Consider the following 22,167-nt stretch of genomic DNA (forward strand, 5'->3'; position numbering starts at 1 on the left):
CTCATCCGCTCCGGGTGAAGCGCCGGGCCGCGGCCGGTGGCGAGGATCGGAGCATGCATGAACAGGGATGTTGCGCGCCGGCCCGGGGCGCGGGGCCGCTGGCGTCGGTCGTACGCCCTGCGCGGGGCGGGTCCGGGCACGGCATCGAGCAGCGGTCCATCCCCGCGCAGACGTTCCTGATGGGCGACCAGCACGGCGACGACCGGTACGGCGACGGCGAGACCCCGGTGCACGAGGTGAGCCTGCCCGAGTTCCACATCGACGCGACCACCGTCACCAACCGTGACTTCGCGGCGTTCGTGGCGGCCTCCGGATATCTGACCGAGGCGGAACGGTACGGCTTCTCCGCCGTCTTCCACCTGGCGATCGCCGCCGACCCGGGTGACGTGATGGGCCCGGCCACCGCGACACCGTGGTGGTACGGCGTCCGCGGCGCCGACTGGGCGCACCCGGGCGGCCCGAAGTCGGATCTGGACGGCCGGGACGACCACCCGGTGGTGCACGTGAGCTGGAACGACGCGGTCGCGTACTGCTACTGGGCGGGCCGGCGGCTGCCGACCGAGGCGGAGTGGGAGTGCGCCGCCCGCGGTGGCCTGGCCGGGCGGCGTTACCCGTGGGGCGACGAGCTGCCCGCCGACTGGCCGTGCAACATCTGGCAGGGCGACTTCCCGCGGCACAACGACGGCGCGGACGGGTGGCTGACCACGGCGCCCGTGCGGTCGTACCGGCGTAACGGTTACGGGCTGTGGCAGCCGGTCGGCAACGTGTGGGAGTGGTGTGCCGACTGGTGGGACCGGCGCTATTACGCGGTGTCGCAGGCGAACGATCCGGCGGGCCCGCAGTCCGGGTCGGCGCGGGTGATGCGCGGTGGCTCGTACCTGTGCCACGACTCGTACTGCAACCGCTACCGCAACGCGGCCCGGTCGGCGAACACCCCGGACTCGTCGACCGGCAACATCGGCTTCCGGACCGTGGCCCTGGATCCGGTCTAGGCCGCGAACCGGTCCAGCGCCAGGCGGACATGATCGCGGGGGAGCAGGTGACCGGCCTCGTCGACGACGATCAGTTCGGAACCGGGCCAGGCCTTGTGCAGTTCCCACGCCACCGACAGCGGGCCGCCGAGGTCGAGGCGGCCGTGGATCAGCACGCCGGGGATGCCGAGCAGCCGGTGGGCGTGATGCAGCAGGACACCCTCCTCCAGCCAGGCGGCGTGCGAGAAGTAATGGGTGCAGATCCGCACGAGCGCGAGCCGGTCCAGGGGCGGCCGGTCGCCGTATGGCTGGGAGCGGCCGCGGGTCTCGCCGGACAGGACGGTGTCCTCCCAGGCGCACCACTCCACCACCGCTTTCTCGCGGACCGCCGGGTCGGGTGACTCCATCAGCCGGGCGTAGCCGCCGACCACGTCATCGTCCGGGACCAGGCTGCGGAACCGTTCCCATTCGGCGGGGAAGTAGCGGCCCACGCCGCGGTACAGCCAGTCGATGTCGGCGCGCCGGGTCATCGTCACCGCGGCGAGCACGATCTCGGTGACACGGCGGGGGTGCTGTTCGGCGTACGCGAGAATCAGGGTGGATCCCCAGGACCCGCCATGCAGAAGCCAGGCCGGGATGTGCAGATGCTCGCGCAGTCTCTCCATGTCGGCGACCAGATGCCAGGTGGTGTTGTGCCGCATGTCGGTCGCCGGGTCGGCGGCGTGCGGCCGGCTGCGCCCGCAGCCGCGCTGGTCGAAGCTGATCACCCGGTAGCGGTCCAGGTCGAACGGGCGCAGCCAGCCGGGCGAGGATCCGGAGCCGGGGCCGCCGTGCACGATCAGTGCGGGCTTGCCGTCCGGGTTTCCGTGTTCTTCCCAGTGGATGACGTTGCCGTCACCCACGTCCAGCTCCGGCATGCGAGGCTCCCCAGGTGTTCATCAAGCAGGTTCTGCTCGACCGCGCCCCGGCCGGTGGGTATCCGTTCGACCTGCCGGCGGTGCGGGCGCTGCGCGAGCGCGGCGGGCTCAAGCTACCAAGCCCGGTGACATTGCTCGCAGGCGACAACGGAACCGGCAAATCCACGCTGGTGGAGGCGATCGCGGTGGCGGCCGGGTTCAACCCGGAGGGCGGCAGCACGGCGTTCAACTTCGCGACCCGGCCCAGCGAGTCGGTGCTGGGCGAGCACCTGGTGCTGTCGCGGGTGCCGGGCCGCCGGCCGCGGACCGGCTACTTCCTGCGGGCCGAGTCGTTCTACAACGTGGCCACCGAGATCGAGCGGATCGGTGAGATCGTGGCCGGCTACGGCGGGGTGTCGCCGCACGAGCGGTCGCACGGCGAGTCGTTCCTGGACCTGGCGATCCACCGGTTCGGGCCGGCCGGGCTGTACCTGCTGGACGAGCCGGAGGCGGCCCTGTCGGTGCAGGGCTGCCTGGCGCTGCTGCTGCGCATCGCCGAACTGGTCCAACTAGGCAGCCAGTTCGTCATCGCGACGCACTCGCCGGTCCTGCTGGCCTGCCCGCAGGCCACGATCTACGAGATCGGCAAGGCCGGCGACATCGCCGAGATCGGCTACGACCAGGCCGACGCCGTAGTGTTGACCAGGGCGTTTCTGGCGGACCCGGGACGATTCCTGCAGCGGCTGTTCGAGGAGTGATCGCCCATGCGGCCACGAGTCGTGATCCACAACAGTGTCAGCGTCGACGGCCGGCTCACCGGCTTCCCGGTCGATCTCGGGCTGCACTACGAGATCGCCGCGCGGATCCCGGCCGACGCGATCCTGTCCGGCAGCGGCACCATGCTGGCCGCCGCCGCGGAGCAGGGCGTCGACCTGTCGGGTGAGGATCCGCCGCCGTCACCGCCGGCCGACGGCGATCAGCGGCCGCTGCTGGTGATCGTGGACGGCCGCGGCCGGCTCACCCGCCTGGACTGGCTGCGCGCCGTGCCGCACTGGCGCGATGTGGTGATCATGTGCTGTGCGGCTACGCCGCACGAGCACCGGGCCCGGCGGGTGGTCACCGCCGGCGATCGGGTCGATCTGGCCGCGGGGCTGGCCCAACTGCATGCGGGGTACGGCGTGCGCACGGTCAAGGTGGACGCCGGTGGCACTCTCAACGCCCGGCTGCTCGACGCCGGCCTGGTCGACGAGGTGAGTGTCATCGTCTCGCCGCGGGTGGCGGCGGGGGAGACCGTGCCGCTGTTCACCGCGGCCGCGGGGACACGGCTGCGGCTGGCCGGGTCCGAGCGGTTACGCGACGACCACCTGTGGCTGCGGTACACGGTCTCGGCGGACACAGCGGCGGGGTGAGGCTCAGCCCCACCCCGCCGTGCTCGTCGCTGGAATCAGAACCGGAACTTCGACACCAGGGTGCGCAGCTCACCGGTCACCTGGGACAGTTCGCCCACCGCCAGCTCGGACTGGTTGACCAGATCGGTGGTGGTGCGGGCGACGGTCGCGACGCTGCCGATGTTGGCGGCGATCTGGCCGGAGCCGCCGGCCGCCTCGGTGACGCTGCGGTTGATCTCGTTGGTGGTGGCGGTCTGCTCCTCCACCGCCGACGCGATCGTCGTCTGGTAGCTGTTGATCTGCTCGATCACGTCGGCGACCTCCTGGATCGCGGAGACCGCTCCGGCGGTGTCGGCCTGGATGGCCTGCACCCGGCGGGCGATGTCCTCGGTGGCCCGGGCGGTCTCCTGGGCGAGGTCCTTGACCTCGCCGGCGACCACCGCGAAGCCCTTGCCGGACTCGCCGGCGCGGGCCGCCTCGATGGTGGCGTTGAGCGCCAGCAGGTTGGTCTGCTCGGCGATGCTGGTGATCGTCTTGACGACGTCGCCGATCTCGCGGCTGGACGCGCCGAGCCGGGACACCGACGCGGTGGTGGTCTGTACCGCGATGACGGCCCGGCCGGCGACGGTGGCGGCCTCGTTGGCGCTGGTCGAGATCTCCCGGATGGACGCGCCCATCTCCTCGGCGCCGGCGGCGACGGTGTGCACGTTGCGTGACACCTCGTCGGCCGAGGAGGCGACCAGGTCGGCCTGCTCGGACGACTTCTGGGCGCCGTCGGCGAGCTGGGTGGTGAGCCGGCTCATCCGCTCGCTGGCGGCACCGAGGGTCTCGGCGCCGGAGGCGAGGCGGCTCATCGCGGTGCCGATCGACTCCAGTGCGGTGTTGACCGACCGGCTCATCTGCCCGACCTCGTCGCCGGAGCGGACGTCCAGCCGGTGGGTCAGGTCGCCGGCGGCGACGGCGGCCATCGTGTCGGCCACCTCGCCGAGCGGGCGGGTGATACTGCGGGTCACCTGCCAGGCGACGGCGATCGCGATGGCGATGGCGGCGAGCAGCACCAGGGCCATGGTCATCAGGAAGTTGTCGGCGGTGTCCCGGGCGTCGGCGGTCTCCGTCTTGTTCATCGCCTCTTCCATGTCGATGAACACGTTGATCACGCGGAGCCACTCGATGAAGGCCGGCTTGGCCTCGCTGTTGAGCAGGGCGATCGCGGCGGCGCGCTGCCCGTTCTCCCGCAACTCGATGATCTGCCCGACCAGAGGGTTGGTGTCGTCCTGCACCTTGGCGATGCCGGCCAGGGCGGCCCGCTCCGCGTCGTTGGCCTTGGCGGCGTCGGCGAAGATGTCGTTCATCTTCGTCTCCGAGTCGGCGTACTTGGCGGCCAGCTCATCGATCAGCGCCTTCTCGGCGTCGATGCCGGCCTGGTCGCTCGCGTAGACCAGGTCGCGGATCGCGATGGCTCGGTCGTGCACGCTGCCCCGGAAGTTGATCGCGTAGCGCTGCTTGACCGCGTTGACGTCGTTGATCACGGTGAGTTTGTCGTTGATCCCGTTGACCTGGGACACGCCCACGGTGACCAGCGCGATCATGGCGAGGACGACCACGAGGAAGCCCGCACCCAGGCGGCGTCCGATGGTCAGTTTATTCATGGTCGAGACACCTCTGGCTTCTGTTCGCCGGGCCCGTGGCGGGACCTCCGGCCTACTTGCCTATCGGCAACTACCGGGCAAAGGTGAGAGCCGATGTTCGTAGCGCGGCGATGAGCGCGGTGACGGCGGGGTGTTCGGCGGCGCCGCGGCGGAACGCGACCCGGGTCCGGCGGCGGGTGGGCGCGGTGATCAGCCGCAGCCCGGCGGGCGGCCGGTCGGCGGCGAGCTGCGGTACGAGCGAGACCCCCTGCCCCGCCGCGACCAGGGCGAGCACGGCGGTGAAGTCGTCGGCCCGGTGGCGTACCCGGGGGGTGAAGCCGGCCGCCGAGCAGACCCGCAGCGTGACCTCGTGGCAGAGGGTCCCCGGGCTGGCCATGATCCACGGCTGGTCCCGCAGGTCGGCGATGCCTTCGGCGTCCAGATCGGCCGGGGTGGCGAGGTGGACCGTCTCGTCGAGCAGCGGCACCGAGTCGAGGTCGGTGTCGGCCGTGGCCGGGGCGACGTCGTAGTCGTGCACCAGGCCGGCGTCGAGGCGCCGGTCCCGCAGGGCGGCCGGTACGGCGGCCGGGTCGAGTTCGCTGACCAGCAGTTCCAGGGCGGGGTGGGCGCGGCCGAGCGCGACCAGGGCGGCGGGCAGGACGGTACGGACCGCGCTGGGGAAGGCGCCGATGCGCAGCGGACCGGCCGGTCCGCTACGGACGGCGGCGAGGGCGGCGTCGGTCTCCTCCAGGGCGGCCAGGACGGTTGCGGCGTGCCGGAGCAGGACCCGCCCGGCCGGGGTGAACGCGACCCGCCGGCCGGTGCGTTCCAGCAGGGCGACGCCGGCTTCGCGTTCCAGGGCGGCGAGTTGCTGGGAGACGGCGGACGGGGTGTAGGTATTGGCGGCGGCGACCGCGGCGATGGTGCCGAGCCGGTCGAGGTCACGGAGCAGACGGAGCCGGCGCACGTCGAGCATCAGTTCAGCTTACGGTTTGCGTCAGGAATCGGAGCTGGTGCTTACGGTCGGGGTCGGGCAGCGTGGATGGTATGGATGGTGTCTACGTACCGCTGATCACTCCTTTCGCCGCTGACGGGTCGCCGGCTTGGGACGTACTCGAGAAGTTGGCTTTTGACCTGCTTGATGCCGGCGCGTCCGGGCTGGTGGCGCTCGGCACGACGGCGGAGCCGGCGGCGCTGAGCGACGCCGAGCGGCGCGGGGTGCTCGATGTGGTGGCGCGGGTGTGCCGGGAGCGTGGCGCGCGGCTGCTGGTCGGGGCCAACACGCCGGCGCAGCTGGCCGAGGTGCCGCCGGACGCGGCGGCGGCGCTGACGCTGGTGCCGCCGTTCCAGCGGCCCGGCGAGGACGGCGTGGTGGCGCACTTCGCGGCCCTCGCGGCGGCCGCCCCGGTGCCGCTGGTGGTGTACCACGTGCCGTATCGGACCGGGCAGCAGCTGTCCGCGGCCGCGCTGCGCCGGCTCGCCGCGATCGACGGCGTGATCGGGATCAAGTACGCCACCGGTGCGGTCGACGCGGACGCGGTCGCGCTGCTCGCCGATCCGCCGCCGGGGTTCACCGTGCTGTGCGGCGACGACGTGTTCCTGTCGCCGATGCTCGCGCTGGGTGCCGCCGGCGGCATTCTGGCCTCCGCGCACCTGGAGACGGCGGCCTTCGTCGCGCTCGCTGACGCGTGGCGCGCCGGCGACGCGGCCCGGGCGCGGCCGCTGGGACGCCGGCTCGCGCGGCTGTCCGCCGCGGCGTTCGCCCAGCCCAACCCCACGGTCATCAAGGCGGCGTTGCACGCGGCGGGCCAGATCCCGACCCCGGACGTACGCCTGCCGTTGCTGCCCGCGGTTGACGGACTTGCACCGCACCTCTACGGTTCTTTACTAGAGTAATGAACCGATGAAGGCGGGTCACCGATGTTCGACGACCGCAGCCCGATCTACCGGCAGATCGCCGAGCAGATCAAAGGCGACGTGCTGCGCGGCGTGCTCAAGGCCGACGAGCAGGTGATGTCCACGACGCAGTACGCGGCGTACTACCGGATCAACCCGGCCACCGCGGCCAAGGCGTTCCAGCAGCTCGTCGACGAGCGCGTGATCTACAAGCGGCGCGGCGTCGGCATGTTCGTCGACGCCGGCGCCCGGCAGCGGCTGCGCGAGCAACGGCGCGAGCGGTTCTTCACCGACGTGCTGGACCCGATGCTCGCCGAGGCCCGCGCGCTGGACATCCCGGTCGCCGACATCGTGGCCCGCCTTCAACAGCACTCCGAACCGGGGGACGCCAGATGACGCTCTCGATCCAGACCACCCACCTGCAACTGCGCTACTGCGACACCGTTGCCGTCGACGACGTCGACCTCGACCTGCCCGGCGGCAAGATCTACGGGTTACTCGGCCGCAACGGTGCCGGCAAGACCAGCCTGCTCGCCACCCTCGCCGGGTTCCGCAAGCCGACCGCCGGCACCGTGCGGATCGGCGGCGAGCCGGTCTTCGAGAACGTGCGGGTCACCACCCAGATCTGCCTGATCCGCGACGACAGCGGGGTCGGCGACAACACCGACCCCCTCTCCGACATCCTCGCCATGGCCCGGATGCTGCGGCCCAGCTGGGACGAGAAGTACGCCGACGAGCTGATGGACCGCTTCGCGCTGCCCCGCAAGAAAACCCTCGGATCGCTGTCGCGGGGTCAGCGCTCCGCGTTCGGCGTGCTGGTCGGCCTGGCCTCGCGGGCCCCGCTCACCATGTTCGACGAGGCGCACCTGGGCATGGACGCACCCACCCGGCAACTCTTCCTCGACGAGGTGCTGCGCGAGTACGTGGCCCGCCCCCGCACCTTCATCCTCTCCACCCACCTGATCGAGGAGCAGAGCCCGATCTTCGAGCGGGTGCTGGTCCTGCACGAGGGCCGGCTGCTGCTGCACGAGGAGCTGGACGAGCTGCGCTCGCGCGGCGTGTCGGTGACAGGCCCGGCCTCGATCGTCGACGACTTCGTCTTCGGGCTCACCGTGCTCGGCGAGGAACGGCTCGGGCCCACCAAGCGCGCCATGGTCTACGGCACGCTCGGCGAGGACAGCCTGCGGGCCGCCCGCGCCCACGGCCTGGAGCTCGGGCCGGTCGCCCTGCAGGAGCTGTTCATCCATCTCACCGGAGGCCTCCGATGACCCGCTGGCCGATCGCCCGCTACCTGCTCAGCACCCACTTCATCTTCCTGATCCTGGTCCTGCTCGGGTTCTACCTGGCCATCGGTGTGGTGCTGGCGGTGGTGGCCCTGCTGACCGACATCACGCTCAGCGGTGTCGACATCGGCGGGCAGATCCTCAACTGGATGGCCGTCGGCTACGGCTTCAGCGCCTTCGGTGTGCTGACCACCATGCTGGTGCACGGCCGCACCCGCCGCGAATTCCTCGCCCAGCACGCCGCCTTCCAGGTGATCCTGGCCACCGCGGCGGCCGCGCTGGTCACCGCGATGTACGCGGCCGAGACCGCGGCGTACTCGGCGCTCGACTGGGGGCAGAAGACGCAGGATGACCGGGCGTACGAGTCCACCAGCGACTATCCGACGATCTTCGTGGCGTACTGGAGCATGCTGCTGATCTGGCAGTTCGTCGGCGCCTTCGTCGGCACCGCCGTCTACCGGTGGGAGACCAACGGAATTCTGGCGCTGCTGCCCGCCGCGGGGCTGCTGCTGGTCAGCGGGGGAGTCAACAGCTTCCTCAAGCTGCCGTTCGTCGACTTCGAGGTGGACGGCCTGCTGCCGATGGCCGGCCTCACCGTGATCATCGCGGCGGTGACCTGGGCGATGACGTGGGCGACGGTGCGGGACATCCCGCTGCGTACGCAGGCCGCATAGGGTGCTCGCGTGACCGCACGCGTACTGATCACCGGAGCCACCGGTTCCCTCGGCCGCCGTGTCGCGCTGCGCGCGGCGGCCGCCGGCTTCCAGCCGGTCGGCACCTCGCTGTCCGCACCCACCGGCGTGCGCCTGGACATCCGCGACCCCGGTGACGTGCGGCGCGTGCTGGGCGAGGTGCGCCCCGACGCGATCATCCACACCGCGGCGGGCCGCGACCGCAACGACTGGCCGGCCACCGCGGACGGCGCGGCGAACGTCGCGGTCGCGGCCGCACAACTCGGGGTACGCCTGGTGCACGTCTCCAGCGACGCGATCTTCTCCGGCCGGGCCGTCGACTACGACGAGGACGCCACCCCCGACCCGGTCTACCCGTACGGCGCCGCCAAGGCCGCCGCCGAGACCGCGGTCCGGGCGATCCTGCCGTCCGCGGCGGTGGTCCGCACCTCGCTGATCCTCGGCGACGGCAACGGCGCCCACGAGATCCTCACCCACGACCTGATCGCCGGCCGGGTGCGCGGCGCCCTGTTCACCGACGAGATCCGCAAGCCGGTGCACGTCGACGACCTGGCAGACGCGCTGCTCGAGCTGGCCGCCGGCGACTACCGCGGCGTGCTCAACGTGGCCGGCGCCGACGCGGTGAGCCGCTACGACCTGGGCGTTCTAGTGGCCCGCCGGGACGGCCTGGACGAGACCGCCATCTTGTCGGCCAGCCTGGCCGCACTCGGCCTGAGCCGGCCCACCGACGTCCGCCTGGTCACCGCCCGGGCGCAGAAGGTGCTGCGTACCCGGCTGCGCGGGGCCCGCTCGTTTATCGGATGAAATGTGCCGGCGCGGTGCCGATACTGGGCCGCGTGACTGACAAACGCACCGTCCGCGTCACCGTGCGCGGATCCTTCGACGGCCTCACCGACGCGCAGAAGGCCGAGCTGATCGCGGCCGGCGACCAGCACTCCGACATCCTCGCGGTCCAGTACACCGAGCAGGGCCACCTCACCTACGACCTGAAGGCGCGGCCGTTCTTCACCTTCCGCTTCGCCGAGCAGGTCGCCGAGGAGAAGGACGTGGCCCGGGTCACCGCCCGCGCCGAGGCGAAGGCGGCGGCGTGGATGACCGAGCGGGGATACGGCTTCAAGCGCCTCACCTCGCAGACCGTCGACATGTCCGAGGTGCCGCTCGGCCCCCGGGGCCGCCGGCTCCAGGGCTGATGCCGGTCTAGCCGAGAGGGAAGTCGGTCAGCGTCGTCCACGACGTGTCCGGCTCCGGGCGGCCGACGAGCAGGTGCACGGTGCTGACCCAGGCGTGGATCGGCAGCTGCTGCTGCACCTCGGCGGCCGCGGCGGTCAGCACCTCGTGCGGATGGTCGTGCCCGATCGTCAGGTGGGGCACGACGTCCGCGAACTCGCCGCCGTACGGCTGCGCCCGCGGGAACCGGCCGGCCAGCCGGTGGGTGAGCTCGCGGAACGGTTCGGCCGGTGACGGCGACAGCCACACCACCCGCTCGCCGAACCAGCCCACCTTGTCCAGGGTGAGGAAGAACCGTGGCACCCCGGCGACGACGTGCCGCACCCCGGCGATGATCTGCGGGGTCAGCTCGTGCGGCGACAGGAACGGGAAGAGAACCGTGACATGGGCCGGTACGCCCCGTGAGGCGCTGCGGTCCAGCCGCTGCCGCAGGGCGGCGACGGCCGGCTCGGCTTCCGGGACCAGGACGGCGAGGGCACTCAGCGTCGGTTCCACCGCCGCAGACTAACCCTGGCGAATGCCGCGGTGTGCCCGTGGCGGGACAGCGCGGCCCGCCCACCGGACACTTGAGGAAAATTTCTCGGTGCAACCGAGCGGCAACCGAGAGTGGCCGCTTCCTGCACCCGACGCGGCGAAAAGTTCCCCCTGTCAGACGAACCAGGGGGGATCCGAAGATGACCACGACCGTCCAGCCGACCGCTGCCGTCACCCGTGCGCACGAGGAACTCGTCCGCGACAACATGGCGCTGGTCGGACACATGGTCCGGGAGATGCTGTTCAAGGTGCCGCCGCACGTGCACCGCGACGACCTCGCCTCGGCCGGTTACGCGGCGCTGGTCACCGCCGCCCAGGCGTTCGACGCGGAGCGGGGCATCCCGTTCGGCCGGTTCGCCGCGGTGCGGGTTCGCGGGGCGCTGCTCGACGAGCTGCGCAGCATGGACTGGGCCAGCCGTTCGGTGCGGGCCCGGGCCCGGCGCGCCGACGTGGCCCGGGAGGAGCTGACCCGGCAGCTGGGGCGTACCCCGACCGCCGAGGAGCTGGCCGAACTGCTCGGTGTCGCCGTCGGCGAGCTGAGCAGCGTCGACGACGACGTGCAGCGCGCCGCCGTACTGTCGTTGCAGGGTTTCAGCGCCGGCAACGCCGAGGACATGGTCACCGAGTCCTCGATGAACCCGGAGGAGATGCTGCTGCACCGCGAGCGGCTCGGCTACCTGCACGACGCGGTCAACGTGCTGCCGGAGCGGCTGCGCTACGTCGTCGAGGCGTCGTTCCTGCAGGAGCGCCCGCTGTCGGAGGTGGCGTCCTCGCTGGGCGTCACCGAGTCGCGGGTGTCGCAGCTGCGTACCGAGGCTCTCGCCCTGCTGCGCGACGGCCTCACCACGCACATGGAGCAGAAGGGCGTGCCGGCCGCGAAGGACGGCTGTGTAGCGCGGCGCCGCGCGGCGTACGCCGCCCAGATCGCCGCGCGCAGCACCATGATGTCGCGGCTGAGCGCCACCGACGTGCACGGCCAGCGCCTCGCCGCCTGATGCGGCCCGGCACAACACGAATGGGCCGCCGCGCACCAAGCGCGGCGGCCCGTTTCTTCGCCCGGCGGGCACGTGGAGACGAATACACCGCCGGGGTACGCGCGACGGCCGCCCCCGAGAATCACGGCCGTCCCCACCTGCCCCCAGCGATCACCTGCCACACCAGGCCATAGCGCCACCGCCGGGAAACAGCACCGGGTCAAGCACCGCCCGTGCGGCCCTCGCGGCGGGTCAAGCGCTGGACAGGCCGGGCCGCATCCGCAGCTGGGTTTCCGCGGCCGCCGCCCGCCGGCGCAGCCGTTCCGCCTCCGCGGCCAGCGCCGCCGCGCCGGTGTCGCTGAGCCGGTAGTAGCGGCGCAGCCGGCCCTCGACCGCCTCCTCGTGGTCGACCACGATCAGCTCCTGCTCGGCGAGCCGGTCCAGCGCGCCGTAGAGGGTGCCCGGCCGCAGTTTGACCTCGCCGGACGACAGGTCCAGCACGGACTGGACGATGCCGTAGCCGTGCAGCGGCTGCGCGGCGAGCGCGGTGAGGATCAGAAACGTCGGCTCCTGCATGTCGCTCAGCCTTTCAGCTCGTCACGGGCCGGCTGGCGGTGGCCGCCACCGGTCGTCCCCACGACACGAGGACGAGGGCCGCGGCGAGCAGCACCCCGGCACCGAACATCGCGGCGGTGAGCCACCCCGGCCCGGACGGCCAGTACGGTCCCGGCGTCAGCGCGCTGTGCACGGTGAACGTCGGCCCCTCGTTGCCGTACTTCTCGAAGGCCCGGACCACGTTGCCGTAGAACGCCGCCGCCGGCACCGAGAGCACCAGAGCCGCCGCCGTCCCCAGCAGGGCGGCAGTGCGGACCCGCGCCGGGTCGCTGTGACGCAGCCGCTGGACCAGCGCGGCGGCGAACAGCCAGCCGACCACCATCCCGGCGAGCCCGCCCAGCACGATCAGCGGCAGCAGGCTCGCGTTCCCGCTCGCCCACAGTTGCGTGCTGATCGTCCCCGCCTGCGGTGAGTTCCACCCGTCCACGTCGAGGGTGAGGCCGTCGCGCTCGGCGGTGAACGCGTCGCCGTCCACCCGCATGGCGGTCGTCTGCCCGTTCTCGTCGAGAACCGCCGCGCTGCCGGACGGGTGCTTCATCACGCTGACCTGCCAGCCGTCGGCGATCAGGCGCTGCCGGGCCTGCTCGGCGTCCCACCCGTCGGCGGCACCGAGCTCGACGGTGCCCAGCATCGTCGGACCCCACCACCGCGACCCGCCGTGAGAGGTGAGCGACGCCTGCTGTCCCGCACCGCCGGCCACCAGCTGATGCATGTCCTCGGCGGCCGACGGGCCGGGCAACGCGGCGAACGTGCGCTCGGCCGCCCACGACCCGGCAGCCGCACCGATGCTGCCGCCGATCAGCAGGGCGAGCACGGCGAGGGCCCAGGCCAGGGGCCGTCCGGCGGGCAGCCGGAACCGTTGCCGGATCCCGCTGCCGATCAGGTGCCACGTCTCGGCCCGGCCCGGCCGCCGCTGTCCCGGCTCCGCCATCTCCAGCAGCGTCGTGACGATCTCCCGCCCGTGCCGGCGCCGGTAGCCGGGCGGGTACGCCCGCAGCAGCCGCTTGTAGGCCCGCTCCAGCGCCGGATCCGCCGGCGGCCATTGCGCCGCCGTCACGACGCCGCTTCCTGCGAAGAAGTTCGATCCATGGCCGCGACAGTACGCGCGCCGCTATATATCGTCAACCGACCTATACGCATGGAGGCTGTCTCACGACGGTCGATGGCGACAGGATGGCGCCATGACCCAGCCCCGCGTCTACCTGAGCTACACCCCGGAGAACCAGTTGTATGCGGAGAGGCTGCACGAGGGCCTGGAGCCGCTGCTGGGCAGGGGCTCGGTGTGGATCGACACCAGGAGCGGTTCCGCGGACCGCGTCACAGCCATGGCGGCCGCCGACGTCGTGGTGGTCCTCGTCGGTGCTCCGGGAACGACCCAGGTGTACCGGCCGGCTGAGAGTCAGCTGCAGGAGATCCATACAGCGCTGGATCAAGGGAAAGGGGTGCTCTACGTCCTGGCCGGAGCCGACGGCGCGGCCGAGCATCCGTTCGAGCCGTCGCAGACCACTCTGCTGCGCGAAGATCCCTGGTTCGACGATGTCGGCGTGATCTCGGACCTGATCATCCAGCGAGGCCACCCTCCGGTGAACATGTTGCCGCAGGCCAGCGACCTGTTCATCGATCGCACCGACGAGATGCGGCTGATTCTCTCCGCTCTGGAGTCCGGCGAGGACAACCGTCCCGCCATGGTGGTCATCACCGGACCGCCCGGCAGCGGCAAGACGGCGCTCGCCCTGGCTGCCGCGCGCCGAGCCTCTGCCCGCTTCCCGGACGGCCTCCTTTATGCCAGTTTCGGCTCCGGGCTCAGCCCGGAAGCGGCGTTCGAGTCCTTCCTCGCCGCAATGGGCGCTCTGCCGGCTCTTGGCGGCCGCTCGGATCCCAACGCGCAGTACCGGACCCTGATCGCCGACAAGCGCGTCCTGGTGACGCTCGATGAGGTCGAGTCGCTGGGGAGCATCCAACGGCTCGTGAACCTGGGCTCGCGGGCTGCCGTCATCATGACGAGCGGTAGGCCGCTGCGCAGACTGCCGCCCCACATTTCGACGGTCACGCTGGGGCGCTTGCCCACCGAGGCCGCATTGGAACTACTGCGCGCGACGGCCGGACCGGAGATCGTGGACGCTGATCTTTCCAACGCCGAACGGCTCATCCGGGCGGTCAACGGGCTTCCCCTTCCTCTTCGCCTCGCGGCCGGCCAGGCACGAAGACGCAAGCTGGCGTCGCTGGCGTTGCTGGTGGCTGAGATGGGGCGCGTCTCTCAGCACGACGCCGTCTCGCAACTGCTGCTGAGCCAGGCCTACGAGACGCTTCCGGAAGGAGCACGCCGGCTCTTCCGGCTGCTGGCGGTGCTGCCGACCGCGCACTTCGAAGTCGCTCTCGCCATCGCTCTGGCGGAGGTCGACGGTGCGGCGGTGGTGGCGCAGCTGGAGAGTCTGGCGGCGGTGGCCCTGGTCGACACCTCCGGCCCGGGCCAGTACGCGGTCAGCGACGTCACATTCCGCTTCGCGGCCACCCGCCTGGAAGCCGAGGAACCCGAGGACGAACGCCGCGCGGCCCTGGACCGGGCGATCCGCTGGATGGCGGTCCGTACCGCCTTCCAGCCGGAGATGCCGATCACCCGCGACTACTGGACCGCTGACGACACCCTCGGCTACGCGCCCTACGCCGACGCGATCGCCGCCTTCGTCCGGCACCGCGGCACCCGCCCGCCGCTGACCATCGGCGTCACCGCGCCGTGGGGTGCCGGCAAGACGTCGCTGATGCGGATGGTGCAGGAACGCCTCGATCCGCGCGCCGACCGCGACCGGTGGACCCCGGTCCCGTTCAGCCTGACCACCGGGGCCCGCAAGGCACTGGCGCCGGGCGGTGACGCCAGCCGCCGGTTGACCAACCGGGAGCTGCTGCGGCGTACCACCGAACCGCCGATCGAGGCGGACGGCCGCAATCTCGATGTGGAGTCACCGTCCGGCGGGTGGCGGCCGACGGTCTGGTTCAACCCGTGGATGTATCAGAGCGGCGAGCAGATCTGGGCCGGTCTGGCGTACGAGATCATCACCCAGGTCACCGGCCGCCTCACCACGGCCGACCGGGAACGTTTCTGGCTCGCGCTCAACCTGCGCCGGGTCGACCGGCAGGCCCTGCGGCGCCGGATCTACCGCCAGCTGGTCGACCGTTTCCTGCCCTGGCTGTTGTGGCTGGGCCTGGCCGTCGTCCTCGCCACGGCCGGCGTACTGATGGCGGTGGTGTTCCCGCCGATCGCCGGTGCGCTGCGGATCAGCGCGGCCGGCCTGCTCTCGGCCGCCGGGCTGACGTTCGGCATCGGTGCGGTCGTCGCCGCCTGGAAGTTCCTCGGCGCCAAGGCGGCCGGCTCGTTCGGGCCGCTGCTGCGCGTGCCGGACCCGATCAAGTCCGCCGCCGACCGGGCCGGCGACGAGGTCAAGGGCGCGTACACCGAGCTCTTCCCGGACCCCGCCTACGACCGGCGGCTGGGCTTCCTGCACCTGGTGCAGACCGACATGCGCCGGGTACTGGATCTGATCGCCACCCACCAGCGGCCGCTGGTGGTCTTCGTCGACGACCTGGACCGCTGCTCACCGGGCGCCGTGGTACGGGTGATCGAGGCGATCAACCTGTTCCTGGCCGGCGAGTTCCCCAACTGCGTGTTCGTCGTCGCGATGGAGCCCGCCGTCGTCGCCGCCCACGTCGAGTCGGTCTACAAGGATCTCGCGGCGCATCCGGAGGTCAGCCGGTCCACCGCGGAGGGCGCCACGCTCGGCTGGCGGTTCCTGGAGAAGATCGTGCAGCTGCCGCTGAACCTGCCGCCCCCGGACCCGGTGCGGCAGACGAGCGGCTACCTCAACGCGCTGCTCGACCGGCCGGTCCGGAGGGTCACCCCGGCACCGGTGGCCGACGTGTCACCGCCACCCGCGGCAGCGCCGGCCCGGGCCGCGGAACCGGCGGCGGACGCGCCGGCCGCCCGGCCCGAGACCGCCGCGCCGGCCACCGCCGACCGCGCCGTCCTGGTCAGCCGGCTGGAAGCCGCGATCCGGCAGCGCGAGCCCACCACCGACACCCTCGCCGCGGTGGCCCTGCACGCGCAGCGGGAGGTGATACCCGACTCGCCGGCCACGGTTCTGCCGGAGACCTCCGAGGCGGCCAACCGGGTGCTGGTCGAGCTGTACAGCGACAACGAGGCACGGACCGCGATTCTGGCCGGCGTGCCCGGCCTCGCCTCGGACAATCCGCGCGAGATCAAGCGGTTCGTCAACCTGTTCCGCTTCTACAGCTTCATCGCCCAGCAGCACCGCCTTCAGGGGCTGCCCCCGGCGAGCGGCGCGGAGATCGCCAAACTGTGTGTGCTCGCGATCCGCTGGCCGAACCTGCTCGGTCTGCTGGGCCGCGGCTGCGGCGACGGCGCTTCAAGCAATCTCGGCCATCTGGAGCAGTCCCTGCGATCGGACGAGCCGATCTCCGTGAACGCGTGGCGCAACGCGCTGCGCCGGGTCGGCCTGCTCGCCGAGAACCAGCCGGCCGGCACCAACCCCGCGTGGGCGGAGGAACTGCGCCGGTTCCTGGAGACCGAACCCGGCATCGCCGGCCTCGCCGACCGCATGCTCTGAGCTCTCGGGAAAATCCGGTTGCAGGGCCGGGCCGGGCGAGGCAAGGTTGGCGATGACCTGATCCCGGCCCGAGGAGTGCCTGCCCCGATGTGAGAGCGATCCGACCTTGTCCAGCGCCCGCGCGGCGCGTCCCTGTCGGTGTCGCCCTGTTCCGGAGGCCTGCATGCAACCTCGTAACGCTCATCTCAAAGCGGTCGGCCTCGGCTGCGCCCACGACGGCGACCTGCTCTTCTCCGGGTTCGACCTGGTGCTGCGCGCAAGGCGACCGGATCGGGGTGGTCGGTCCCAACGGCGCCGGCAAGACCACCCTGCTCAAGGCGCTGGCGGGCGAGCTCCGACCCACCGCCGGCAGTGTCACCGTCTCGCCCGGGGCGCACGTGGAACACGTACCCCAGAGGATGCCCGACCTCGACGGCAGCGTCGGCGCGTTTCTCAGCGGTGGGCTCGGTGAGCTCGCGGCAGTGACCGCGCGGATGCGCGAGCTGGAGGCGCGTCTCGCCGCGGGCGAGGACGTGCTCGCCGAGTTCGGCACGGTGCAGGAACGCTGGACCGCCCTGGAGGGCTGGACCGCCGAGGCCCGAATCACCGAGATCCGCCAGCGGCTCGACATCGAGCACCTGCCCGACGACCTGCCGGTGACCGCGGTCAGCGGCGGCGAGCAGGCCCGCCTGCTGCTGGCGCGTGCCCTGCTGGGCGGCCGGGGTCCGGACCTGCTGCTGCTCGACGAGCCGACCAACCACCTGGACGCCGAGGGTGCGGCATGGCTGCGGCAGTGGTTGCGCGACTTCCCCGGCGGGGTGCTCGCGGTCAGCCACGACCGGGCGTTCCTGGACGAGTTCGCCGGCCGGATCATCGAGTTGGACGGCATCGACGAGCAACCTCAGGACTATCCGGGCGGCGGCTACACCGCCTACCGCGCCGAGAAACAGCGGCGCTGGGAGCGCCTGCTGCTCGACTACGAGGCGCAGGAGAAGGACCGGCTGCGCTGGGAGGCCGACATCGAGCGGACCAAGGGGTACGCGGCCGGCGTCGAGAACACCGTGCGCTCCGGTGCCGAGGCGCCACACCTGCGACGGGTGGCCCGGCTGGTGGCCCGCAAGGCCAAGGTGCGCGAGCGGCGGCTGCGCCGGCAGATGGCGTCGGTGAAGTGGATCGCCGAGCCGCGCACCCGTCCGCCGCTGACCCTCGCCTTCCCGGGTGACGACGCCGAGGACCGGGAGGTCGTGCTCAAGGTCCGGGATCTGACGGTGGCCTTCGGTGACCGGGTCCTGCTCGATCACGTGGATCTGGACGTCACCCGTGGCGATCGCATCGTCATCACGGGTCGTAACGGGTCGGGTAAGACGACGCTGTTGCGGGCGCTCGCCGAGCGGTACCCGGAGGCGTCCGTGCTGCCGCAGTCCGACGACGGCCTGCGCACACCCACCAGCATGATCGATTTCTTCCGGGCGCGGGTGCCGGTGTACGTCGACGACGCCGAGCGGCTGCTCGCCGGGCACCAGTTCGAGCCCGAGCAGTGGATCGCCCCGGTGCGCGACCTGTCCGCCGGCGAGCTGCGCCGGCTGCTGCTCGCCGTGGTGGTCAACAGCCCGTCGCGGGTCCTGCTGCTCGACGAGCCGACCAACTACCTGGACTTCGAGGCCCTCGACGTGGTCGAGGAGGCGCTGCGGCGCTACCGGGGGACGCTGCTGATCGTCAGCCACGACCGGTACTTCGCGGATGCGGTCGGCCACACCCGGCACTGGCATGTCGCGGACGGACAAGTGATCGAGAGCTGACAAACTGGCGGGCATGTCGCTGCTCCCACACGCCGCCCGGGACCTGGCCGCCGGCGGTTCGGCGGAACAGTTCACCGAGGCGTGGCTGGCCAACCGGCGTTTGTCCGAGCACACCCGCTCGGCGTACCGGCGCGACGTCGGGTCGTGGCTGGCCTGGTGCGCCGGGCGGCGGGTCGATCCGTTGCGGGCGTCGTTCCTGGACGTCAACGCGTACGCCCGGGGTCTGGAGGCCCGGCCGCTGGCACCGGCGTCGGTGGCCCGCAAGCTGTCCGGCATCTCCAGCTGGTACGACTTCCTGGTCAAACTGCAGGCCGTCACCGCGAACCCGGTGGGTGCCGCCGACCGGCCGTACGTCTCCCGGGACCACTCCTCGACGGTCGGGCTGACACCGGCCGAGGTGGACGATCTGCTCGCCGCCGCCGAGCGCGCGAGCGGCCCGGCCGCGGTACGCCATCACGCCATGCTGCTCCTGCTGGCCGACCTGGGGTTGCGTGTCGGCGAGCTGGTCAGCCTGGACCTGGCCGACGTGGGCTGGGAGCGCGGGCACCGTACCGTGCGGTTCGTCGGCAAGGGCGGCCACCAGCGGCGCCGGGCGCTGACGCCGGGCGCGGCCGCCGCCCTGGACGAGTACCTGCGGCTGCGCGGCGCCGAACCTGGTCCGCTGTTCCTGACCGGCACCGGCGCCCGCGTCGACCGGCACGCGGTGTTCCGGCTGGTCCGGCGGCTGGCGAAGGAGGCCGGCATCGACGCCGCGGACCGGCTGTCGCCGCACTCGCTGCGGCACTCGTTCGCCACCACCGCCCGCGCCGAGGGCGTGCCGCTGGAAGACGTGCAGGACGCCATGGGGCACGCCGATCCGCGCACTACCCGCCGTTACGACCGTGACCGTCACAACCTGGACCGTGACCCGGCATACACGATCGCGGCGGCGCGTGCCCGGCGTAACAGCGCCTGATCCGTCCCCCTATGCTCTCAAGCTGGCTAGGGAAAGCGGGCAAGCGTGGCTGCGGAAATGAATATCGTCGAAGCGGTGATTCTCGGTGCGGTCGAGGGGATCACCGAGTTCCTGCCGGTCTCCAGCACCGGTCACCTGACGATCCTGGAGAAGCTGTTCGGGCACACCATCGACGACCCGGACATCACCGCCTTCACGGTGATCATCCAGTCCGGCGCGGTGCTCGCCACCATCCTGTTCCTGCGCCACGACATCGCCCGGGTGGTGCCGGCGTTCTTCCGCGGCCTGTTCGACAAGGGACTGCGCGATCATCCCGACTTCCGGTTCGGCTGGGCGGTGCTGCTGGGCTCGATGCCGATCGTGTTCGCGGCGCTGCTGTTCAAGGACACCATCGAGACCACGCTGCGTAGTCTCTGGTTCGTCGCCGGCGCGCTGATCATCTGGAGTGGCGTGATGGCGTTCGCCGACCACGCCGCCACCCAGATCCGCCACGAGAAGGACGTGACCTGGAAGGACACCATCATCATCGGCGTCGTGCAGTGCATGGCGCTGATCCCGGGCATCTCCCGCTCGGGTGCCACCATGTCGGCCGGCCTGCTGCGTGACTTCGACCGGGTGACGGTCACGAAACTGTCGTTCTTCCTGTCCATCCCGGCGCTGACCGGGGCGTCGCTGCTGCAGGGCGTCGAGGAGTTCGACCGGATCTCCGGCGGGGTCGGCTGGCTCAACACGATCGTCGCCACGGTGGTCAGCTTCGTGGTCGCGTACGCGTCGGTGACGTGGCTGCTCAAGTTCGTCTCGAAGCACTCGTACAGCGTCTTCATCTTCTACCGCCTGGCCCTCGGCTCGCTGCTGCTGGTTCTGCTCGCGACAGGCACCATCCAGGCGAAGTGACGGCCGCCGCCGAACGGGCGCTCGCGCACGTGCGGGCGCTCTTCCCGTCGCCGGGCGGCTTTCCGGTACCGGCCGCGGTGACGGTCAACTTCCACCCGGACCGGCTGGCCGCCGACGGCCGCACGGTCGCTGAGTGCCTGGCCGCCGACGGCGTGTACCGCAACCAGTTCGAGACCCGCATCTCCAACGGCGGGCTGAACGCCCACCTGGGCGGGGCGCGGGAAAGCTGGGAGCACCGGATGTTCGGCGGCGCCTACACCGGCCCGACCGGCCGGCCCGTCTACGGCGCCCTGAACCTGGCCGGGCACCCGGACGGCGCCGCACCCCGCTTCGGCAGCTGCCACCTGGTCCTGACTCCGCGGGTCGCCGCCCGCAGCACGTTCAGCCACGGCGACAGCGTCACCGAGCCGACCGTGCTCGGCACCTCCGGCACGTTCGCCGCGGTCTGGGCGGCTCTGCTCGGCGAGGTCACGCGTACCGGATCCGCGTTGGGTGTCGCAGCGGCCTCGCCACCGCAATGGGCCGCTGAATTGGCCACCCGCGCCGCTGCCTACGCGGCCTGGCCGGCCGAGCCCGGCCCGCCGCCGGTGCCGGCCGGCCGATCGCTCGACGCCTACATCGAGGCCCAGGTGCACGGCGGCCTCCCGCTGGACGGCAACGTCACGGCCGTCGTCGCCGACCCATCATTCCGGGGCACCTCCACCGAAGCGTCCCTGGCCCGTCTCGGCGTCCCGATCCGCTGGCACCACGGCTTCCGGCTGCCCGCCGGCGACTTCCCGGCCGACCTGCGCGGCCCGGCGGTCCCGCCGCTGGCCCGGCTGGTCGCCGACCGCTACCAGCGGCCCGTCCTGGACGCCGAGGTGATCGGCCGGGCCGCCCGTTCGGTCGTGCGCAGCCCGCACGAGTGGTCCCGCTTCGACGACCCCCTCCAGCAGATCAAATACCTGTGGCACATCCTCGTGCTGCGCGGATAACCCCAAGACCCCTGTCTGGTCCTGCTTCTTCGGGGTACGCGTGACCGGCCGTCCCGCCGAAGCCGACCCGTCCCCGCTCTCCCGGCGCGGCCGAATGATCAAACAGGCGAAAAAGCGGTTTCGGCTGTGCCTGTCACCGCTCCCGTGGCCGCGCCTGCCCGAGCCGCGCCGGGCCGGGTCCTTGTCGCGCCGCGCTGGCCGCCACACACGGGCTCACCGCGCGACTGCCCAACGGCCACCCCTGGAACGTCACCAACCAGGCCCCGACCGCGAAAGCGACCGTCGTCACATCAGATCGACGTCACGTCCCGGCGCCCGAGCCTGTCTTAGAGGGGCGTACCACCGACAACCGGTAAGGAGCGCACCATGGAAGCACGACTGAACTTCTTCACCGACCCGCTGGCCGGCAAGGCCCTCAAGCACCTCACGGCCGCCGGCCGGGTGCTCACCGAGTCGACGCTGCCGCTCGCCACGCAGGAGCTGGTACGGCTGCGGGCCAGCCAGATCAACGGCTGCGGGTTCTGCACCGACATGCACACCAAGGAGGCCGTGGCGGCCGGCGAGACCCAGTTGCGGCTCAACCTGGTGGCCACCTGGCGCGAGGCCACCGTGTTCACCGACGCCGAACGGGCCGCCCTGGAACTGACCGAGCAGGGCACCCGGATCGCCGACGCGGCCGGCGGTGTCTCCGACGACGTATGGGCGAACGCGCAGAAGCACTACGACGACGAGCAGCTCGGCGCGCTGGTCGCCGCGATCGCGCTGATCAACGCGTTCAACCGGTTGAACGTGATCGTCCAGCAGCCGGCCGGCGACTACCGGGTCGGCATGTTCCACTGACAC

Annotated in this window: 22 protein-coding genes; 16 read left to right on the top strand and 6 right to left on the bottom strand. The window is 71.8% G+C overall.

The window, feature by feature from the left end; genetic code table 11:
• The first annotated feature begins 53 nt into the window (after nt 1-53).
• Nucleotides 54-992, top strand: a complete 939-nt coding sequence (locus I4J89_RS31075) for a formylglycine-generating enzyme family protein (protein ID WP_196417669.1) — start codon at nt 54-56, stop codon at nt 990-992.
• On the opposite strand, the gene pip is transcribed toward I4J89_RS31075, so the two are convergent.
• Nucleotides 989-1,888, bottom strand: coding sequence for a prolyl aminopeptidase (gene pip / locus I4J89_RS31080; RefSeq protein WP_196417670.1), 900 nt, complete (start codon nt 1,886-1,888; stop codon nt 989-991). The two genes, I4J89_RS31075 and pip, sit on opposite strands and share 4 nt — an antisense overlap.
• Nucleotides 1,889-1,902: 14 nt before the next feature.
• Here pip and I4J89_RS31085 point away from each other — a divergent pair, with 14 nt between their 5' ends.
• Nucleotides 1,903-2,625: an AAA family ATPase gene (locus tag I4J89_RS31085; protein ID WP_196417671.1), complete on the top strand. Its 723-nt coding sequence runs from the start codon at nt 1,903-1,905 to the stop codon at nt 2,623-2,625.
• Between the two features lie 6 nt (nt 2,626-2,631).
• Nucleotides 2,632-3,276: a dihydrofolate reductase family protein gene (locus I4J89_RS31090; RefSeq protein WP_196417672.1), complete on the top strand. Its 645-nt coding sequence runs from the start codon at nt 2,632-2,634 to the stop codon at nt 3,274-3,276.
• Nucleotides 3,277-3,311: 35 nt separating this feature from the next.
• Here I4J89_RS31090 and I4J89_RS31095 read toward each other — a convergent pair whose 3' ends face one another.
• Nucleotides 3,312-4,904, bottom strand: coding sequence for a methyl-accepting chemotaxis protein (locus I4J89_RS31095; RefSeq protein ID WP_230859883.1), 1,593 nt, complete (start codon nt 4,902-4,904; stop codon nt 3,312-3,314).
• A gap of 70 nt (nt 4,905-4,974) precedes the next feature.
• Nucleotides 4,975-5,859 (bottom strand): LysR family transcriptional regulator, encoded by an 885-nt coding sequence (locus I4J89_RS31100; RefSeq protein ID WP_196417673.1) that lies wholly within the window; start codon nt 5,857-5,859, stop codon nt 4,975-4,977.
• A gap of 71 nt (nt 5,860-5,930) precedes the next feature.
• Between I4J89_RS31100 and I4J89_RS31105 the strand changes: the two genes are divergently transcribed.
• Genes I4J89_RS31105 through I4J89_RS31130 form a run of 6 tightly spaced genes read left to right on the top strand, consistent with a single transcriptional unit; the run spans nt 5,931 to nt 9,944 of the window.
• A complete protein-coding gene (locus tag I4J89_RS31105; RefSeq protein WP_196417674.1) occupies nt 5,931-6,779 on the top strand; it encodes a dihydrodipicolinate synthase family protein in 849 nt (282 codons plus the stop codon).
• Nucleotides 6,780-6,803: 24 nt separating this feature from the next.
• The gene (locus I4J89_RS31110; RefSeq protein WP_196417675.1) at nt 6,804-7,175 is read left to right on the top strand and encodes a GntR family transcriptional regulator; all 372 of its coding nucleotides are present in this window, start codon (nt 6,804-6,806) and stop codon (nt 7,173-7,175) included.
• Entirely contained in the window at nt 7,172-8,047 is an 876-nt protein-coding gene (locus tag I4J89_RS31115; protein ID WP_196417676.1) for an ATP-binding cassette domain-containing protein, read from the top strand. The genes I4J89_RS31110 and I4J89_RS31115 overlap by 4 nt, the downstream gene beginning before the upstream one ends.
• Entirely contained in the window at nt 8,044-8,736 is a 693-nt protein-coding gene (locus I4J89_RS31120; protein ID WP_196417677.1) for a hypothetical protein, read from the top strand. The genes I4J89_RS31115 and I4J89_RS31120 overlap by 4 nt, the downstream gene beginning before the upstream one ends.
• Before the next feature lie 9 nt (nt 8,737-8,745).
• Complete coding sequence (locus I4J89_RS31125; protein ID WP_196417678.1) at nt 8,746-9,558, top strand: sugar nucleotide-binding protein; 813 nt, start codon at nt 8,746-8,748, stop codon at nt 9,556-9,558.
• Nucleotides 9,559-9,590: 32 nt separating this feature from the next.
• A complete protein-coding gene (locus I4J89_RS31130; protein ID WP_309238543.1) occupies nt 9,591-9,944 on the top strand; it encodes a DUF6204 family protein in 354 nt (117 codons plus the stop codon).
• A 7-nt stretch (nt 9,945-9,951) separates the two neighbouring features.
• Here I4J89_RS31130 and I4J89_RS31135 read toward each other — a convergent pair whose 3' ends face one another.
• Nucleotides 9,952-10,476: a 2'-5' RNA ligase family protein gene (locus I4J89_RS31135; RefSeq protein ID WP_196417680.1), complete on the bottom strand. Its 525-nt coding sequence runs from the start codon at nt 10,474-10,476 to the stop codon at nt 9,952-9,954.
• 179 nt (nt 10,477-10,655) lie between these two features.
• Here I4J89_RS31135 and I4J89_RS31140 point away from each other — a divergent pair, with 179 nt between their 5' ends.
• A complete protein-coding gene (locus I4J89_RS31140; protein WP_196417681.1) occupies nt 10,656-11,510 on the top strand; it encodes a sigma-70 family RNA polymerase sigma factor in 855 nt (284 codons plus the stop codon).
• A 231-nt stretch (nt 11,511-11,741) separates the two neighbouring features.
• Here I4J89_RS31140 and I4J89_RS31145 read toward each other — a convergent pair whose 3' ends face one another.
• A complete protein-coding gene (locus I4J89_RS31145; protein ID WP_196417682.1) occupies nt 11,742-12,065 on the bottom strand; it encodes a PadR family transcriptional regulator in 324 nt (107 codons plus the stop codon).
• Nucleotides 12,066-12,078: 13 nt separating this feature from the next.
• On the bottom strand, nt 12,079-13,161 hold the full coding sequence (locus tag I4J89_RS31150) for a hypothetical protein (protein WP_196417683.1): 1,083 nt from the start codon (nt 13,159-13,161) through the stop codon (nt 12,079-12,081).
• A gap of 124 nt (nt 13,162-13,285) precedes the next feature.
• On the opposite strand from I4J89_RS31150, the gene I4J89_RS31155 reads away from it, so the two are divergent.
• From I4J89_RS31155 to I4J89_RS31180, 6 genes are all read left to right on the top strand, one after another.
• On the top strand, nt 13,286-16,723 hold the full coding sequence (locus I4J89_RS31155) for a P-loop NTPase fold protein (protein WP_196417684.1): 3,438 nt from the start codon (nt 13,286-13,288) through the stop codon (nt 16,721-16,723).
• A 275-nt stretch (nt 16,724-16,998) separates the two neighbouring features.
• On the top strand, nt 16,999-18,501 hold the full coding sequence (locus tag I4J89_RS31160) for an ABC-F family ATP-binding cassette domain-containing protein (RefSeq protein WP_309238544.1): 1,503 nt from the start codon (nt 16,999-17,001) through the stop codon (nt 18,499-18,501).
• Between the two features lie 13 nt (nt 18,502-18,514).
• A complete protein-coding gene (locus tag I4J89_RS31165; RefSeq protein ID WP_196417685.1) occupies nt 18,515-19,456 on the top strand; it encodes a tyrosine-type recombinase/integrase in 942 nt (313 codons plus the stop codon).
• A 57-nt stretch (nt 19,457-19,513) separates the two neighbouring features.
• Complete coding sequence (locus I4J89_RS31170) at nt 19,514-20,350, top strand: undecaprenyl-diphosphate phosphatase (protein WP_196417686.1); 837 nt, start codon at nt 19,514-19,516, stop codon at nt 20,348-20,350.
• Nucleotides 20,347-21,324, top strand: a complete 978-nt coding sequence (locus I4J89_RS31175) for a DUF3626 domain-containing protein (RefSeq protein WP_196417687.1) — start codon at nt 20,347-20,349, stop codon at nt 21,322-21,324. Before I4J89_RS31170 ends, I4J89_RS31175 begins: the two co-directional genes overlap by 4 nt.
• Before the next feature lie 366 nt (nt 21,325-21,690).
• A complete protein-coding gene (locus I4J89_RS31180; protein ID WP_196417688.1) occupies nt 21,691-22,164 on the top strand; it encodes a carboxymuconolactone decarboxylase family protein in 474 nt (157 codons plus the stop codon).
• The last annotated feature ends 3 nt before the right edge of the window (nt 22,165-22,167 follow it).

It is taken from the genome of Actinoplanes aureus (assembly GCF_015704865.1).
GTDB lineage: Bacteria > Actinomycetota > Actinomycetes > Mycobacteriales > Micromonosporaceae > Actinoplanes > Actinoplanes aureus.

Excerpts from the sequence above, each read along its gene's own strand:
- I4J89_RS31075 (WP_196417669.1), top strand. The coding sequence starts at position 54 with ATGCATGAACAGGGATGTTGCGCGCCGGCCCGGGGCGCGGGGCCGCTG.
- pip (WP_196417670.1), bottom strand. The coding sequence starts at position 1,888 with ATGCCGGAGCTGGACGTGGGTGACGGCAACGTCATCCACTGGGAAGAA.
- I4J89_RS31090 (WP_196417672.1), top strand. The coding sequence starts at position 2,632 with ATGCGGCCACGAGTCGTGATCCACAACAGTGTCAGCGTCGACGGCCGG.
- I4J89_RS31095 (WP_230859883.1), bottom strand. The coding sequence starts at position 4,904 with ATGAATAAACTGACCATCGGACGCCGCCTGGGTGCGGGCTTCCTCGTG.
- I4J89_RS31100 (WP_196417673.1), bottom strand. The coding sequence starts at position 5,859 with ATGCTCGACGTGCGCCGGCTCCGTCTGCTCCGTGACCTCGACCGGCTC.
- I4J89_RS31105 (WP_196417674.1), top strand. The coding sequence starts at position 5,931 with ATGGATGGTGTCTACGTACCGCTGATCACTCCTTTCGCCGCTGACGGG.
- I4J89_RS31110 (WP_196417675.1), top strand. The coding sequence starts at position 6,804 with ATGTTCGACGACCGCAGCCCGATCTACCGGCAGATCGCCGAGCAGATC.
- I4J89_RS31115 (WP_196417676.1), top strand. The coding sequence starts at position 7,172 with ATGACGCTCTCGATCCAGACCACCCACCTGCAACTGCGCTACTGCGAC.
- I4J89_RS31120 (WP_196417677.1), top strand. The coding sequence starts at position 8,044 with ATGACCCGCTGGCCGATCGCCCGCTACCTGCTCAGCACCCACTTCATC.
- I4J89_RS31140 (WP_196417681.1), top strand. The coding sequence starts at position 10,656 with ATGACCACGACCGTCCAGCCGACCGCTGCCGTCACCCGTGCGCACGAG.
- I4J89_RS31145 (WP_196417682.1), bottom strand. The coding sequence starts at position 12,065 with ATGCAGGAGCCGACGTTTCTGATCCTCACCGCGCTCGCCGCGCAGCCG.
- I4J89_RS31155 (WP_196417684.1), top strand. The coding sequence starts at position 13,286 with ATGACCCAGCCCCGCGTCTACCTGAGCTACACCCCGGAGAACCAGTTG.
- I4J89_RS31165 (WP_196417685.1), top strand. The coding sequence starts at position 18,515 with ATGTCGCTGCTCCCACACGCCGCCCGGGACCTGGCCGCCGGCGGTTCG.
- I4J89_RS31170 (WP_196417686.1), top strand. The coding sequence starts at position 19,514 with ATGAATATCGTCGAAGCGGTGATTCTCGGTGCGGTCGAGGGGATCACC.
- I4J89_RS31180 (WP_196417688.1), top strand. The coding sequence starts at position 21,691 with ATGGAAGCACGACTGAACTTCTTCACCGACCCGCTGGCCGGCAAGGCC.